The following is a 13,546-nucleotide window of genomic DNA, read 5'->3' as shown; positions in this document are numbered from 1 at the left end:
GGGTTATGAGCACGAAAATCATCAGCCTGGTGTCCATCGGCGCCCACCCGACTTCCGGCCGGCCACGTCGCGCGGAGCAGGATGCGCGAGCCGTGGAACTGGGTCTGCAACTGGCTGGGGATAACCTGCAAGTGCTGCATGCCGGCGACGTCGCAGAGCCTGCGCTGCGTGCGTACCTGGGCATGGGCCTGGAACAGTTGCATGTGCTTGAACAACCTTCAGGCGCCGATGCACTGCCGGCATTGACCGCGTATTTGCGTGACGCCGGAGCTCAGGTCGTGCTGACCGGCAGCCAGGCGGAAACCGGTGAAGGCTCGGGCATGCTGCCGTTTCTACTGGCGGAAAGTCTGGGCTGGCCGCTCGTCGTAGGGCTGGCTCAGGTTGAATCCATCGATGGCGGTTCGGCACTGGTGCTGCAAGCCTTGCCACGTGGTCAACGCCGTCGTCTGAAAGTGCGACTACCGTTTCTTGCCACTGTGGATAACGCTGCACCGAAACCTCGGCAGAGCGCTTACGGCCCGGCCCGACGCGGGGTGTTGCAGGCGGATGAAGTCGAAGTGATCGACGATGAACTGCTGGCGGTCGCCACCCTGCAACCGGCCAAGCCACGGCCTAAACGCTTGAAGGTGATCAAGGCCAAGAGCGGCGCGGACCGGATGAAAGCCGCGACGGCCAAGGCCAGCGGCGGGGGCGGGCAGGTGCTTAAAGGGGTGAGTGCGGAAGCTGGGGCTGAGGCGATTCTCAAGTTATTGATCGAAGAAGGCGTCGTCCGCTAACGGCCCTGTGGAGCCCGGTATATGGCAGTTGAATTTCGTTCGGCCCTGCGCGCGGATGCGCGGGAAATTGCTCGTTTGTTTCAGATTTCATCAGAAGGCGCTGCGGATTACATCTGGAGTCAACTGGCGCAGCCCGGTCAGGACTTGCTGGATGTGGGCGCCAGTCGGTACGCCCGTGAAGACGTGGATTTTTCCTGGCAGAACTGCCTCATTGCCGAGGCAGGGGGAAATGTCATCGGCATGATGCACAGCTACGTGATGCGTCACGATCCGCTGGCGGCCCCCGTGACCGATCCGGTCCTGGCGCCGTATGCCACGATGGAAATTCCCGACACCCTCTATATTTCCAGCCTGGCGCTGCATGAAGGCTGGCGAAATCAGGGGCTGGGCAAACAATTCCTCGCCTACGCCTACGACCGTGCCAACCAGCTTGGGCTCAATGGCTTGAGCCTGATCGACTACGCCGTGAACACCGGCGCCCGCCGGTTTTACGAGCGACATGGCTTCCGGATTGTCGATACCTGTCAGATCACCCCGCATCCGATGATTCGGGTCACGGGTGAGGCCTATCTGATGTATCGGCCCTAGTGAGCTACATTTCTCTATGAGCTGGCTTTGTATGAGCTGGGCGGGGTTGCGGTAGCGCTAGTTCATAAAACTCGTTTTCAAGAATGGGTTGAACATGAAAACGGTCAGTCGGCGTGAGACATGTCTGATCGGTGGCGTGAATGTAAAGTCGTCTCTGATGCTGTTTGCATTTTGGATGTGTGCAGCTACAAGTCCGATGGCCGACACCAGGCAGGCCATGCTCAGGCCATCGCGAATGACCCTGAGCTCAACGCACTATTTTTCCATGTTCGGCACTGAGTCCATCGCGACTCTGCGGGCGGTCGGCGATTTTTCGGTGGAAAGAACCAAACGGCACGAAGTGCTGGCGATTCACCCCTACCCCAGTGACGCTCACGTCACTGACGAGGTGCTGCCCTACGTCGATGTCAAAGCGGCCAATGGTGTCTCATCACGATTTATTCTGGACACCGGCGCACCGCAAACCAGGGTCAACAGCGAAGCTGATGGGGATCACGTAACCGACTCTCAATACGGCTACAGCACGTTTTATGGTGAGCGCGACCTGTCTGCCAAGCTCGGGGTCTTTAAGTCTTTAAAGATAGGCGGGAGCGAGTTCAGGAATGTTCTGGTGTTCGTCAGTGATCGGGATACCTTATTAGGGCTTGATCTGATCGGTAAGTTGGGGCGTTTAAAGGTCACGAAAAAGACCCTGGAACTTAACGCCGAACCACCCGCGCGATGTGATTCGCGAATTACCTATGCGCGTATCGACATCAATCAAAGACTGACCATTGGTGCACGCCTGGATCGTCGGGCGACGCCGGCGATTATTGACATCGAATGTCGATTACCTGACGTCGGCCTCGCCGGGCAACTCACCCCTTCATGTCACCGATATGCCGTGTTCCCAAACCTTCGAGGGTGAATTGAGCCTGTCGGGGTATATCCAATTGATCACCTACAAATACTATCCGGATTTACGATCCCTCCGTCCTTTTTGCTGGGGCAGTACGTACCTTCGCTTTTGCTCGGGTGGCGTGCATTCAATGATTATGAATTGAAACTGGATATCGACTCGGGCCAGTCGTGTTTCAACAGGATCTAGCATTAGATTGAATTATTTTCGTGGGCAAATAGAATATTATCTGTAAGCTTATTTTATTATTGGTGTAAGGCCTTTCCTGTCGGGGGAGCCTTAAGGCGTTTATCGGTTGCAATGTTCGCGCGTTTTATTCCGATCTATTCGAACAGTCTTGTTTATATATCAGTAGGTTGCTCCGATTTTGGCAGGACCTGTCGCCGTTTAAATTCAATCTTAGGACGTCCTACAAGGCTCAGGAGTAGGCCGCTCAACTGAATAGTCGTGATCTTGTTCAATTGTTTTCCTTGAGATATATTTTTTTCGTCCGCTGTTACAGAGTGAGAGTCTAAGCAGCAGTATTTTGTGTGGCTCTCCGGTGTTCGGCGCTCAACTATGAGGAGGGTCACTCAACCAAAAGGCTTTACAAATGTTGAAAGACTGCAGATGTGGTAATTGTAATCGGCTTTTAGCCAAAGTCGGTGGGTGTACCGAGTTCCAGATCAAATGTTCCCGATGTGGCACGTTGAATCATGTGAAGGTCCCGAGCCTCGAACGATCGCCTACGAGCGAATTACATGCAGCACCTGCTGCGCAAAAACTTATAATTTCGTAGGAAATAACAGATGAACAATGGAATTGTACTTCCTCCCCTGAAGGTTACTGCAACCGCGCCTGGCTATAGCCCGATAGCACCAGGCGGTGCTTGGCCGGCGCCTAATCCGGCAATGGTTTTTATTGCCCAGCAACAGGAGCGGAACGAACTCTACAGCCAAGGTTTGTGGCGAGAGATGATCGTAAAGATCACTAATGAACAACAGGCTTCTATTAGAAATGGGGTTGCTGTAGGCCTTGTCACATCCATTGTGCGTGACATGCAGTCGATCCCTTTTGCTGATAACTACATTTGCTTGAATCCAAATATGTCACCGGCTCAAGCGTTGAACTATACGTCACGTAGCTTTAAAGCGGGTTCTGTTCCCGAGTCTACCGGCCTTTCTGGCGGTGCGCTAACTCCAGTCGCCGCGCTTGGTCATTTTCTTTATGGAAACGGAGCTGCTGCCGAGACCAACATCAATAGTCTAGGTCTAAACCTGTCTAGAACATCAATTCCTATGCTGGATAACGCTTTAGCTACTGCACCTGTTGGACGAACTGTAATCGCCTTGGATAAAGTGCCTTACAATACCTCGTCGGACTCTTGGATGACTGCATCTTGGCTTGGTAATATTACTCTAAAAATCGAAGGAACTATAATTAAACAAGATAACGGTATGTTGTTCTTTCAAGGTGGTGCAAGAGCTTACAATGATATCTATGATGCGAATCCAAGTACGTTTCGAAGTTCGGTGGGTGAGAATGCGACCAGCGTACTTGCCGCAGTAGAAAAATATTTGAATGCTAAACCGTATGAAATCGCTATTCAAGGCACAGCTTTGATCTTCATTGAGCGTTAGTCTTGAGTATGGTGCTAGCATAAAAGCTTGTGACTAAGTGTCATGGCTTGAAAGTTTATCGGTTTTGTTATTGTGTAATTTGGTCGTGCATGCACTGGCGGCCAATCTTCGGAAGGAAACTATTCATGCGTCAGTATCAACGTTTGTTAATTGCAAATATATTGTTCATTGGTGCCTGGTTTTGCTTGTTGTCTGCTGGAGTTGGCACTCCAGAGAACCCGGATGACCTTTTTGATACGAGAGGGTTGCCTGTAGTTACCATTTACACGGTAGCTCTGCAAGTCGTGGGTTTTTTGGCCATCGTGTTCTCAGGGCTGGGAATGTTTGTAGCAGCTAAAATAAAGTCAAACTCGTTTGGCATAAAACTATCTATTTTTTTTGTATCAAACATCCTTCTTTTACTTGCCTCGTTCATGGGTGTTTTTGTGATTGTATCGTTTGTACTGGGAACGATATCTGGAGTCTCGGGTATCAGCCTTTATATTGGTGTGATTTGTTTAGTAACGACTGCTGCCCCAAAAAGTACGTAACCAATCGTGACATGACGGTGTATCCAAGATGTGTATTTTCCGAAAGGCGCTAACCCAGTTTCAGTCATTTGGTTTTTTTGGTCGTTGGATCGAATTTACCCACAATCCCTGTGAGCGCTTCTGTGGATAACATGTTCGCCGCTCGCTACACCCCACACAAATCAAGCCCTGCAACCCTTCGTACAAAAAACAACCAGCCTAACTTGCGGTTTTTTCACGCATTTTCCAAAGAATAACTTTTCACGCGAGCCCATACTTGCCCCCAATCTCTGTTAGCGCATCTGTGGATAAGATGTTCGCTGTCCTCTACAGGCCATATAAAACGGGCTTATCAGGTGGGTGATCAAAAAACGATCAAATCTTCGTTTTAGATCCATAAACCTTGCGCAAACCCCGATTTATCGCAGTCTCCGACGGTTTTCCACAGATCCATCGAAGTTGCCCCCAAAGTCTGTTGGCGCTTCTGTGGATAAGGTGTTCGCCATCCTCTGCAAGCCATGTAATTAGGGCCCTACAGGCTTTCGATCAAAAAACAACCAATCGCAGTTCAAAACCCTGCTTTTGGATAAGTCACGGATTTTCTTCGGTTTCTGTGGAGAAATTTTTCGCCTTAAACCGAGTTGTCCCCATTTGCTGTGGGTGAAGGTGTGGATAACTTGTTCGCGAACCGCTACAGCCCCACACCGGTGGCAGCTCTAAAGCAATTGATCGAAATTTGAACAAAAAAAACCGCGAAACATGTTCGCGGTTTTTGTCTTAGCGGGATCGGTCAGCCTTGAACCGGCACGCCTTTGAGGTAAGGCGCAGGTTCAGCCCCGAGGTTGTTCAGCAAACGCTCGCTGTACCAATCCACGAAGTTCACCACGCCAAACTCATAGGTCTTGGAATAAGGCCCTGGCTGGTAAGCGGTGGAGTTAATGCCGCGCTGGTTCTCTTCAGCCAGGCGACGGTCCTGGTCGTTGGTCGCATCCCACACCTTGCGCATGTGTTCCACGTCGTAATCCACGCCTTCGACCGCATCCTTGTGCACGATCCACTTGGTGGTGACCATGGTTTCCTGCGCGCTGATCGGCCACACGGTGAACACGATGATGTGGTCGCCCATGCAGTGGTTCCACGAGTGCGGCAGGTGCAGGATGCGCATCGAGCCCAGGTCCGGGTTCTTGATGCGGCCCATGAGTTTGGCGCAGCCCTGTTTGCCGTCCAGGGTCATCGACACGGTGCCCTTGAGCAACGGCATGCGCACGATACGGTTACGCAAGCCGAAGCTGGCGTGGGCGTAAGGAATCTTTTCGGCTTCCCAGGCAGCGGCGGAGGCGGCGACGTGGTCTTTGAAGGCCTGGTCGGCGCGCGGGTCGGTAACGTCGTCCCATTCCAGCAGGGTTTTCAGCAATTCCGGGTGCGACGCGTTGCAGTGGTAGCACTCGCGGTTGTTTTCCAGCACCAGCTTCCAGTTGGCTTTTTCGAACAAGGTGGTCTGGATCGCCACCTTGGTGTTCTCCATGTCGTACGGTTCCATGTAATGGTTCAGCGTCGACAGGAAGTCATCAATGGCCGGCGGATTCTCCGACAGGCTGATGAAGATGTAACCGCCGGCAGTCTTCACGTTGACCGGCTTGAGGCCGTACTGGTTCATGTCGAAGTCGGCGCCCATCTCGGTGCCGGCGAACAGCAGGCGACCATCCAGTTCGTAGGTCCACTGGTGGTAGTGGCAAACCAGCTTGGCGACCTTGCCTTTTTCGCTGGTGCACAGCCGCGAACCACGGTGGCGGCAGACGTTGTGGAACGCGTGCACCACGCCTTCGGCGCCGCGAATCACGATGATCGGGTTCTTGCCGACTTGCAGGGTCAGGTAGTTGCCCTTGGTCGGGATCTCGCAGGTCATGCCGGCGATCAACCACTCTTTCGAGAAGATTTCCTGCATGTCGATATCAAACAGCCGCTCGTCAGAGTAAAACGGCTGCGGCAGCGAGAAAGTGCGTTCGCGCTCTTGAAGCATCTGCGCGGTGGCCTTGCGTGCGGGTTCCAGCGGATCGCCCAGGCTGATTTTTGTGGTGACGTCCATCGTGTGTTTCCTCAAGGCCATCTGCGTGGCCGCGAAAGTGGCTGATCAGGGTTGCTACGCAAGGTGTAAAGATTGTGTCTTGGTATGGAGCGAGTGTGGGGCCGCTGTTGCTCGGAACCTTATCCATGGGCGACATGGCCCAATCTGTTCCCGACGCGCAACCCCCGGTAGTTAAGGGCTGGTCGCGATAAGTATGTGAATGTCGCAGATAGGTAAATGGGTGGTTCGCGCTATACGCAGAATCGCCAACATAAGGCCGAGCATCGGCGGTGGAGAACAGCATGTCCAACAGCTTCCTGAATCCGGTAACCACCCAGACCTGGGCCAATGGTCGACACATCGTCCGTTGCGTCAAAGTCATCCAGGAAACCTGGGATGTGCGCACCTTCTGCTTTATGGCTGACCAGCCGATTTTGTTCTTCTTCAAACCGGGGCAGTTTGTCACCCTGGAGCTGGAAATCGAAGGCGTGCCGATCATGCGCTCCTACACCATTTCCAGCTCGCCATCGGTGCCGTACAGCTTTTCGGTGACGATCAAGCGCGTACCGGGCGGCAAGGTTTCGAACTGGCTGCACGACACCCTGCATGAAGGCCAGGAGCTGGCCGTGCACGGGCCGGTCGGGTTGTTCAACGCCATGGACTTCACTGCGCCGAAGGTGCTGTACCTCAGCGGTGGCGTCGGTATCACGCCGGTCATGTCGATGGCTCGCTGGTTCTACGACACCAACGGCAACGTCGACATGGTGTTTATCCACAGCGCCCGCTCGCCGAAAGACATCATTTACCACCGCGAGCTGGAACACATGGCGTCGCGGATCGATAACTTCAGCTTGCACCTGATCTGCGAGAAGCATGGTCTGGGCGAGCCGTGGGCCGGGTATCGCGGTTACCTGAACCACAAGATGCTCGAATTGATGGCGCCGGACTTCCTTGAGCGCGAAGTTTTCTGCTGCGGCCCGACGCCGTACATGACCGCGGTCAAGCGCATGCTGGAATCGGTCGGCTTCGACATGTCGCGTTATCACGAGGAATCCTTCGGTGCTACGCCACCGGAAGCCCGTGCCGATGCGGTGGAACAAGCCGAAATCGCAGCAGACGCACCGGACATCGATGTGGCGGACCTGCATCAGGTGGAATTCACTGCGTCCGGCAAGAGCATTCGCGTTGCACCGGGTGAAACCGTGCATGCAGCAGCGGCCAAGCTGGGGCTGTTGATTCCGAAGGCTTGCGGGATGGGGATTTGCGGGACGTGCAAGGTGATGAAGCTGGGTGGCGAGGTCGAAATGGATCACAACGGCGGGATCACCGAAGAAGATGAGGCCGAGGGGTTTATTCTTTCGTGCTGCAGCGTGCCGAAGGGTGATGTGCGGATTGAGTTTTAATGGTCGCACATTGACCCTGTAGGAGCTGTCGAGTGAAACGAGGCTGCGATCTTTTGACTTCAAAGTTCAAGGTCAAAAGATCGCAGCCTCGTTTCACTCGACAGCTGCTACAAAGGTTGTGGATATCTCAATCGATAAACAGGTCCGGCATCAGCTTGTCGCTGCTGTCGGGCTCGAAGCGGTAATGATCGAATTCAGTCACGCCATGCTCCCGCAGAATCTCTTCATCAATCAGCAACCGCCCGGTAATGCTGCGTCCGCTGCTGTCCAGAATGACATGGGCGGCATCCGCCATGATCGCAGGCGTGCGCGCATGCTTGAAGGACTCGCGTGAACCCAGCTGAAACTCGATGGCGGCGGTGGCAATCATCGTCTGCGGCCACAATGAGTTGACGCTGATGCCGTAATTCTTGAATTCCTCACTCATACCCAGTGTCAGCATGCTCATGCCGTATTTGGTCACGGTGTAGAGCTGTATTGCGCGAACCATTTGCTTGCCAGGTTCAGCGGCGGCGACAGGTTGAGGATGTGGCCGCTGGTTTTTTTCAGGTAGGGCAGGGCGGCCTGACTGCACAGCAGCACGGCGCGGGTGTTGATCTGGTGCATCAGGTCGAAGCGCTTGAGTTCGATGTGCTGGACCCCGGTCAACTTGATCGCCCCGGCGTTGTTGATCAGTGCATCAATGGCGCCAAAATGTTCATGGGCCTTGGCCAGTGCCTCACGCACCGCGCCTTCATCACGCACATCCACCTGCAAGGCCAGCGCTTGGCCGCCGACCGCTTCAACTTCCTTCGCCACGCTGAAAATCGTGCCCGGCAGTTTGGGATGAGGCTCGGCGCTTTTGGCGGCAATCACAATGTTGGCCCCATCGCACGCGGCTCGCAGTGCGATCTCGCGACCAATTCCGCGGCTGGCGCCGGTGATGAACAGGGTTTTGCCTTGTAAGGACATGCGTGCGCTCCTGATCAGTGGCTGGCGGGGGTTAGCGGGACATGACCTCGCGAATATCCGCCGCCAATTCCCGTACACGTTCTTCTTCGGTGTCCCACGAGCACATGAAGCGTGCGCCGCCGTTGCCGATGAAGGTGTAGAAGCGCCAGCCCTTGGCCGTCAATGCAGCGATGGCCGGTTCCGACAGTTGCAGGAACACGCCGTTGGCCTGCACCGGGAACATCAGTTCCACGCCTGGAATATCGCTCACCAGCTCAGCCAGCAACTGCGCACAACGGTTGGCGTGTTTGGCGTATTTGAGCCAGGCGTCGTTTTCCAGAATTCCGACCCAGGGTGCCGAGAGGAAGCGCATCTTTGACGCAAGCTGTCCGGCCTGTTTGCAGCGGTAATCGAAGTCTTCGGCCAGTTTGTGGTTGAAGAACAGAATCGCCTCCCCGACGGCCATGCCGTTTTTGGTGCCGCCGAAGCACAACACGTCGACGCCGGCCTTCCACGTCAGATCTGCCGGTGAGCAGCCGAGGAACGCACACGCATTGGAAAACCGCGCGCCGTCCATGTGCAGGTTCAGGCCCAGCTCTTTGCAGGTGGCGCTGATGGCGCGGATTTCTTCCGGGGTGTAGACGCTGCCGACTTCGGTGGCTTGGGTCAGGGTCACGACGCGCGGTTTCGGGTAGTGGATGTCCTGGCGCTTGAGCGCGATTTCGCGGATCGATTCCGGGGTCAGCTTGCCGTTTTCAGTGCGGGCCACGAGCAGCTTGGAACCGTTGGAAAAAAATTCCGGTGCGCCGCATTCGTCGGTTTCGACGTGGGCGGTTTCCGAGCAGATCACGCTGTGGTAACTCTGGCACAGCGACGACAGGGCCAGGGAGTTGGCGGCGGTGCCGTTGAAGGCGAAGAATACTTCGCAGTCGGTTTCGAACAGTTTGCGGAAATCGTCGGACGCGCGTGCGGTCCACTCGTCGTCGCCATAGGCGCGTTGGTGGCCGTGGTTGGCCTGTTCCATGGCAGCCCAGGCTTCAGGGCAGATACCGGAGTAGTTGTCGCTGGCGAATTGTTGGCTCTTGTCGGTCATGGCCGGCTTCCGTGTTCGGGGGCTCTTATGGTGAAGAGTTCCGTGGTCAATGATGGTGCGCACTTTACCGAAGATCGTCCGGGGAGCACACGCGATGATGCTGTCAGAAAAATACAAAGGCGCCGGGCAATTATGCACATGACGCAAAGGGATGGGGCACTGGATCTGCTCAAGTGGCTGGCACTGTTGAGCATGGTGCTTGATCACCTGCGATATGTCGGTTATTCCGTCGATATTCTTTATGTTCCGGGCAGGCTGGCCTTTCCGTGGTTCTGTCTGGCGATGGCCGCAAACCTGGCGCGGGCATGCGCCGTGACGACCGACGGCCAGTGGCGGTATCTGGGCTGGTTGCTGCTGTTTAGTGCCATCAGCGAAATTCCCTACCGGATGTACATTTCTGATCCCAACACCTTGAACGTGCTGCCCACGTTGGTTCTGGGGCTATTGGTAGCGCGTGGTTGGCAGCAGGAAGCGCTGCAATCGCGACTGCTCGCGGTCGGCGCCCTAACGCTGGCGGCGCTGTTCCCGGAGCGACTGATGTTCGGTTTCTTCGGCGTATTGTTGCCGCTGGTGATGTTGCTGGTGATCAAGCGGCCCTGGTACTTCAGTCTGCTGCCCGGACTGGTCTGTCTGGCCGCCAACCAATGGGAGGTGCTGTATGACTCCGCCCGGTTTGGTAACCGTGCGGCCATCTTCGGCATTGCCACTTGTCTGATTGCGCCAATGGTTGGCTTGCTGCTGTTGCGACATGCCGGCCGACTGAAACCGCCACCACCGATGCGTCGCTGGGCGTACGCGCTCTATCCCGCGCATTTCCTGCTGCTGCTGGCCTTGCGCGAAGTTCTCGCATAACCCTGTGGGAGCGGGCTTGCTCGCGAATGCAGTGTGTCATTCAGCATTGTTGTCGACTGGCACACTGCATTCGCGAGCAAGCCCGCTCCCACAGGGTTCTTCGCTGATTAGAGGGCTGTGTCTGAACAGCCATTTCAGCCCATGTCGTAAACGCACCTTTGCGTGGCGTCCATAGGCATTTGACCTGTCTGCGCCGGTCATACCATCGCATTCAAAGGGCACTGCCGAAAGGTATGTGCCTCACCGAGACGAATGGCGCACCGCCGCCGCTGGGAGAGACGCGATGTTCAGCAAGCAAGACCAGATCCAGGGTTACGACGATGCACTGCTGGCGGCGATGAATGCCGAGGAGCAACGCCAGGAAGATCACATCGAGCTGATCGCGTCCGAGAACTACACCAGCAAACGCGTCATGGAAGCGCAAGGCAGCGGCCTGACCAACAAATACGCCGAAGGCTATCCGGGCAAGCGCTACTACGGCGGCTGCGAGCACGTCGACAAGGTTGAAGCGCTGGCCATCGAACGCGCCAAGCAGCTGTTCGGTGCCGACTACGCCAACGTGCAGCCGCACTCCGGCAGCCAGGCCAACGCCGCCGTATTCCTTGCGCTGCTGCAGGCGGGCGACACCGTGCTGGGCATGAGCCTGGCCCACGGCGGTCACCTGACCCACGGCGCCAAAGTCAGCTTCTCCGGCAAGCTCTATAACGCTGTGCAGTACGGCATCGACACCGCCACCGGCCTGATCGATTACGACGAAGTCGAGCGCATGGCGGTCGAGCACAAGCCGAAAATGATCATCGCCGGGTTCTCCGCTTACTCCAAGACCCTGGACTTCCCGCGCTTCCGTCAGATCGCTGACAAAGTCGGCGCTTATCTCTTTGTTGATATGGCTCACGTTGCGGGGCTGGTCGCTGCCGGCCTGTACCCGAACCCGCTGCCGTACGCTGATGTGGTCACCACCACCACCCACAAAACCCTGCGCGGTCCTCGCGGCGGTCTGATCCTGGCCAAGGCCAACGAAGAACTGGAAAAGAAATTCAACGCTGCCGTGTTCCCCGGTGGTCAGGGCGGCCCGCTGATGCACGTGATCGCCGGTAAGGCGGTGTGCTTCAAGGAAGCGTTGGAGCCAGGTTTCAAGGCTTACCAACAACAAGTGATCGACAACGCCCAGGCCATGGCCAGCATCTTTATCAAACGCGGCTACGATGTAGTGTCCGGCGGCACCGATAACCACCTGTTCCTGGTCAGCCTGATCCGTCAGGGCCTCACCGGCAAAGAGGCAGATGCAGCACTCGGTCGCGCCCACATCACCGTGAACAAGAACGCTGTCCCGAACGATCCACAGTCGCCGTTCGTCACCTCCGGCCTGCGCATCGGCACCCCGGCGGTGACCACGCGCGGCTTCAAGGTGACCCAGTGCGTCACGCTGGCCGGCTGGATCTGCGACATCCTCGACAACCTCGGCGACGCCGATGTCGAGGCCAATGTCGCCCAGCAAGTTTCGGCCCTGTGCGCGGACTTCCCGGTTTATCGCTGAGCGCGGTTTTGGAGTAAATGACTATGCAACGCTACTCGGGCTTCGGCCTCTTCAAACACTCCCTCAGCCATCACGAAAACTGGCAGAAAATGTGGCGCACGCCGACCCCTAAAAAGGTCTATGACGTGGTCATCGTCGGCGGTGGCGGGCATGGTCTGGCGACCGCCTATTACCTGGCCAAGGAACACGGCATCACCAACGTGGCCGTGGTCGAGAAAGGCTGGCTGGGCGGCGGTAACACCGCGCGCAACACCACCATCGTCCGCTCTAACTACCTGTGGGACGAGTCGGCGCACCTGTACGAACACGCGATGAAATTGTGGGAAGGCCTGTCCCAGGACCTGAACTACAACGTGATGTTCTCCCAGCGCGGCGTTTACAACCTTTGCCACACCCTGCAGGACATTCGTGATTCCGAGCGTCGGGTCAGCGCCAACCGCCTCAACGGCGTGGACGGCGAACTGCTCGATGCCAAACAAGTGGCCGACGAGATTCCGTACCTCGACTGCTCAAAGAACACCCGCTACCCGGTGATGGGCGCAACCGTCCAGCGTCGCGGCGGCGTGGCCCGTCACGATGCCGTGGCCTGGGGCTTTGCCCGTGCTGCCGACGCCTTGGGCGTGGACTTGATCCAGCAGACCGAAGTGATCGGTTTCCGCAAGGAAAACGGCGTGTGCATCGGCGTTGAAACCAACAAAGGCTTCATCGGCGCCAAACGCGTCGGTGTAGTGACCGCCGGTAACTCCGGGCACATGGCCAAACTTGCCGGTTTCCGTCTGCCGATCGAATCCCATCCGCTGCAAGCGCTGGTGTCCGAGCCGATCAAACCGATTATCGACAGCGTAATAATGTCCAACGCCGTACACGGTTACATCAGCCAGTCCGACAAGGGCGACCTGGTGATCGGTGCCGGCATCGACGGCTACAACGGCTACGGCCAGCGTGGTTCGTACCCGGTGATCGAGCACACCGTCCAGGCCATCGTCGAGATGTTCCCGGTCTTGTCCCGCGTACGCATGAACCGTCAGTGGGGCGGCATCGTCGACACCACGCCGGATGCGTGCCCGATCATTTCGAAAACACCTGTGCCGAACATGTTCTTCAACTGCGGTTGGGGCACCGGTGGCTTCAAGGCAACACCTGGCTCGGGCAACGTGTTTGCCGCGAGTCTGGCCAAGGGTGAAATGCACCCATTGGCTGCACCTTTCTCCATCGACCGTTTCCACAACGGTGCGTTGATCGACGAACACGGCGCTGCTGCGGTTGCCCACTAACA

The 13,546-nt window shown here is 56.3% G+C and carries 11 protein-coding genes and 2 pseudogenes; 10 read left to right on the top strand and 3 right to left on the bottom strand.

Annotation, left to right across the window (positions count from 1 at the left end; genetic code table 11):
* Window positions 1-5: 5 nt before the first annotated feature.
* The 6 genes and pseudogenes from etfB (at window position 6) to ACYZTX_RS27485 (ending at window position 4,411) form a co-directional block, all read left to right on the top strand.
* Entirely contained in the window at window positions 6-776 is a 771-nt protein-coding gene (gene etfB / locus ACYZTX_RS27510; RefSeq protein WP_462036652.1) for an electron transfer flavoprotein subunit beta, read from the top strand.
* Between the two features lie 21 nt (window positions 777-797).
* Entirely contained in the window at window positions 798-1,364 is a 567-nt protein-coding gene (locus ACYZTX_RS27505) for a GNAT family N-acetyltransferase (protein ID WP_462036651.1), read from the top strand.
* Window positions 1,365-1,580: 216 nt separating this feature from the next.
* A pseudogene (locus ACYZTX_RS27500) lies at window positions 1,581-2,451 on the top strand (hypothetical protein); the annotation flags it as partial.
* A 403-nt stretch (window positions 2,452-2,854) separates the two neighbouring features.
* Window positions 2,855-3,040: a Com family DNA-binding transcriptional regulator gene (locus tag ACYZTX_RS27495; protein WP_462036650.1), complete on the top strand. Its 186-nt coding sequence runs from the start codon at window positions 2,855-2,857 to the stop codon at window positions 3,038-3,040.
* A 10-nt stretch (window positions 3,041-3,050) separates the two neighbouring features.
* Window positions 3,051-3,881 (top strand): lipid II-degrading bacteriocin, encoded by an 831-nt coding sequence (locus ACYZTX_RS27490; protein ID WP_462036649.1) that lies wholly within the window; start codon window positions 3,051-3,053, stop codon window positions 3,879-3,881.
* A gap of 125 nt (window positions 3,882-4,006) precedes the next feature.
* Window positions 4,007-4,411 (top strand): hypothetical protein, encoded by a 405-nt coding sequence (locus ACYZTX_RS27485; protein ID WP_462036648.1) that lies wholly within the window; start codon window positions 4,007-4,009, stop codon window positions 4,409-4,411.
* 769 nt (window positions 4,412-5,180) lie between these two features.
* Here the strand turns inward: ACYZTX_RS27485 and gbcA are convergent.
* Window positions 5,181-6,476, bottom strand: coding sequence for a glycine-betaine demethylase subunit GbcA (gene gbcA, locus ACYZTX_RS27480; RefSeq protein ID WP_462036647.1), 1,296 nt, complete (start codon window positions 6,474-6,476; stop codon window positions 5,181-5,183).
* 281 nt (window positions 6,477-6,757) lie between these two features.
* On the opposite strand from gbcA, the gene gbcB reads away from it, so the two are divergent.
* Window positions 6,758-7,858 carry a glycine-betaine demethylase subunit GbcB gene (gene gbcB / locus ACYZTX_RS27475; RefSeq protein ID WP_462036646.1) on the top strand — a complete coding sequence of 367 codons (1,101 nt, stop codon included), beginning with the start codon at window positions 6,758-6,760 and terminating at the stop codon, window positions 7,856-7,858.
* A 127-nt stretch (window positions 7,859-7,985) separates the two neighbouring features.
* Here the strand turns inward: gbcB and ACYZTX_RS27470 are convergent.
* A pseudogene (locus ACYZTX_RS27470) lies at window positions 7,986-8,809 on the bottom strand (SDR family oxidoreductase).
* A 31-nt stretch (window positions 8,810-8,840) separates the two neighbouring features.
* Window positions 8,841-9,881 (bottom strand): threonine aldolase family protein, encoded by a 1,041-nt coding sequence (locus ACYZTX_RS27465; RefSeq protein WP_462036645.1) that lies wholly within the window; start codon window positions 9,879-9,881, stop codon window positions 8,841-8,843.
* Between the two features lie 132 nt (window positions 9,882-10,013).
* Between ACYZTX_RS27465 and ACYZTX_RS27460 the strand changes: the two genes are divergently transcribed.
* From ACYZTX_RS27460 to ACYZTX_RS27450, 3 genes are all read left to right on the top strand, one after another.
* Window positions 10,014-10,733 (top strand): TraX family protein, encoded by a 720-nt coding sequence (locus ACYZTX_RS27460; RefSeq protein WP_462036644.1) that lies wholly within the window; start codon window positions 10,014-10,016, stop codon window positions 10,731-10,733.
* Between the two features lie 283 nt (window positions 10,734-11,016).
* Entirely contained in the window at window positions 11,017-12,270 is a 1,254-nt protein-coding gene (gene glyA, locus ACYZTX_RS27455) for a serine hydroxymethyltransferase (protein ID WP_461966772.1), read from the top strand.
* 23 nt (window positions 12,271-12,293) lie between these two features.
* Window positions 12,294-13,544, top strand: coding sequence for a sarcosine oxidase subunit beta (locus ACYZTX_RS27450; RefSeq protein WP_038981138.1), 1,251 nt, complete (start codon window positions 12,294-12,296; stop codon window positions 13,542-13,544).
* Window positions 13,545-13,546: the final 2 nt, after the last annotated feature.

Source organism: Pseudomonas sp. MDT1-17 (assembly GCF_054898105.1).
Note: the sequence above shows the minus strand (reverse complement) of the source record. Positions and strands in the feature narration are given on the sequence as shown.

Bases quoted from the DNA above. Each gene is read 5' to 3' on its own strand.
- gbcA (WP_462036647.1), bottom strand. From the start codon at position 6,476: ATGGACGTCACCACAAAAATCAGCCTGGGCGATCCGCTGGAACCCGCA.
- ACYZTX_RS27505 (WP_462036651.1), top strand. From the start codon at position 798: ATGGCAGTTGAATTTCGTTCGGCCCTGCGCGCGGATGCGCGGGAAATT.
- gbcB (WP_462036646.1), top strand. From the start codon at position 6,758: ATGTCCAACAGCTTCCTGAATCCGGTAACCACCCAGACCTGGGCCAAT.
- ACYZTX_RS27495 (WP_462036650.1), top strand. From the start codon at position 2,855: ATGTTGAAAGACTGCAGATGTGGTAATTGTAATCGGCTTTTAGCCAAA.
- ACYZTX_RS27465 (WP_462036645.1), bottom strand. From the start codon at position 9,881: ATGACCGACAAGAGCCAACAATTCGCCAGCGACAACTACTCCGGTATC.
- ACYZTX_RS27485 (WP_462036648.1), top strand. From the start codon at position 4,007: ATGCGTCAGTATCAACGTTTGTTAATTGCAAATATATTGTTCATTGGT.
- ACYZTX_RS27490 (WP_462036649.1), top strand. From the start codon at position 3,051: ATGAACAATGGAATTGTACTTCCTCCCCTGAAGGTTACTGCAACCGCG.
- ACYZTX_RS27450 (WP_038981138.1), top strand. From the start codon at position 12,294: ATGCAACGCTACTCGGGCTTCGGCCTCTTCAAACACTCCCTCAGCCAT.
- ACYZTX_RS27460 (WP_462036644.1), top strand. From the start codon at position 10,014: ATGCACATGACGCAAAGGGATGGGGCACTGGATCTGCTCAAGTGGCTG.
- glyA (WP_461966772.1), top strand. From the start codon at position 11,017: ATGTTCAGCAAGCAAGACCAGATCCAGGGTTACGACGATGCACTGCTG.
- etfB (WP_462036652.1), top strand. From the start codon at position 6: ATGAGCACGAAAATCATCAGCCTGGTGTCCATCGGCGCCCACCCGACT.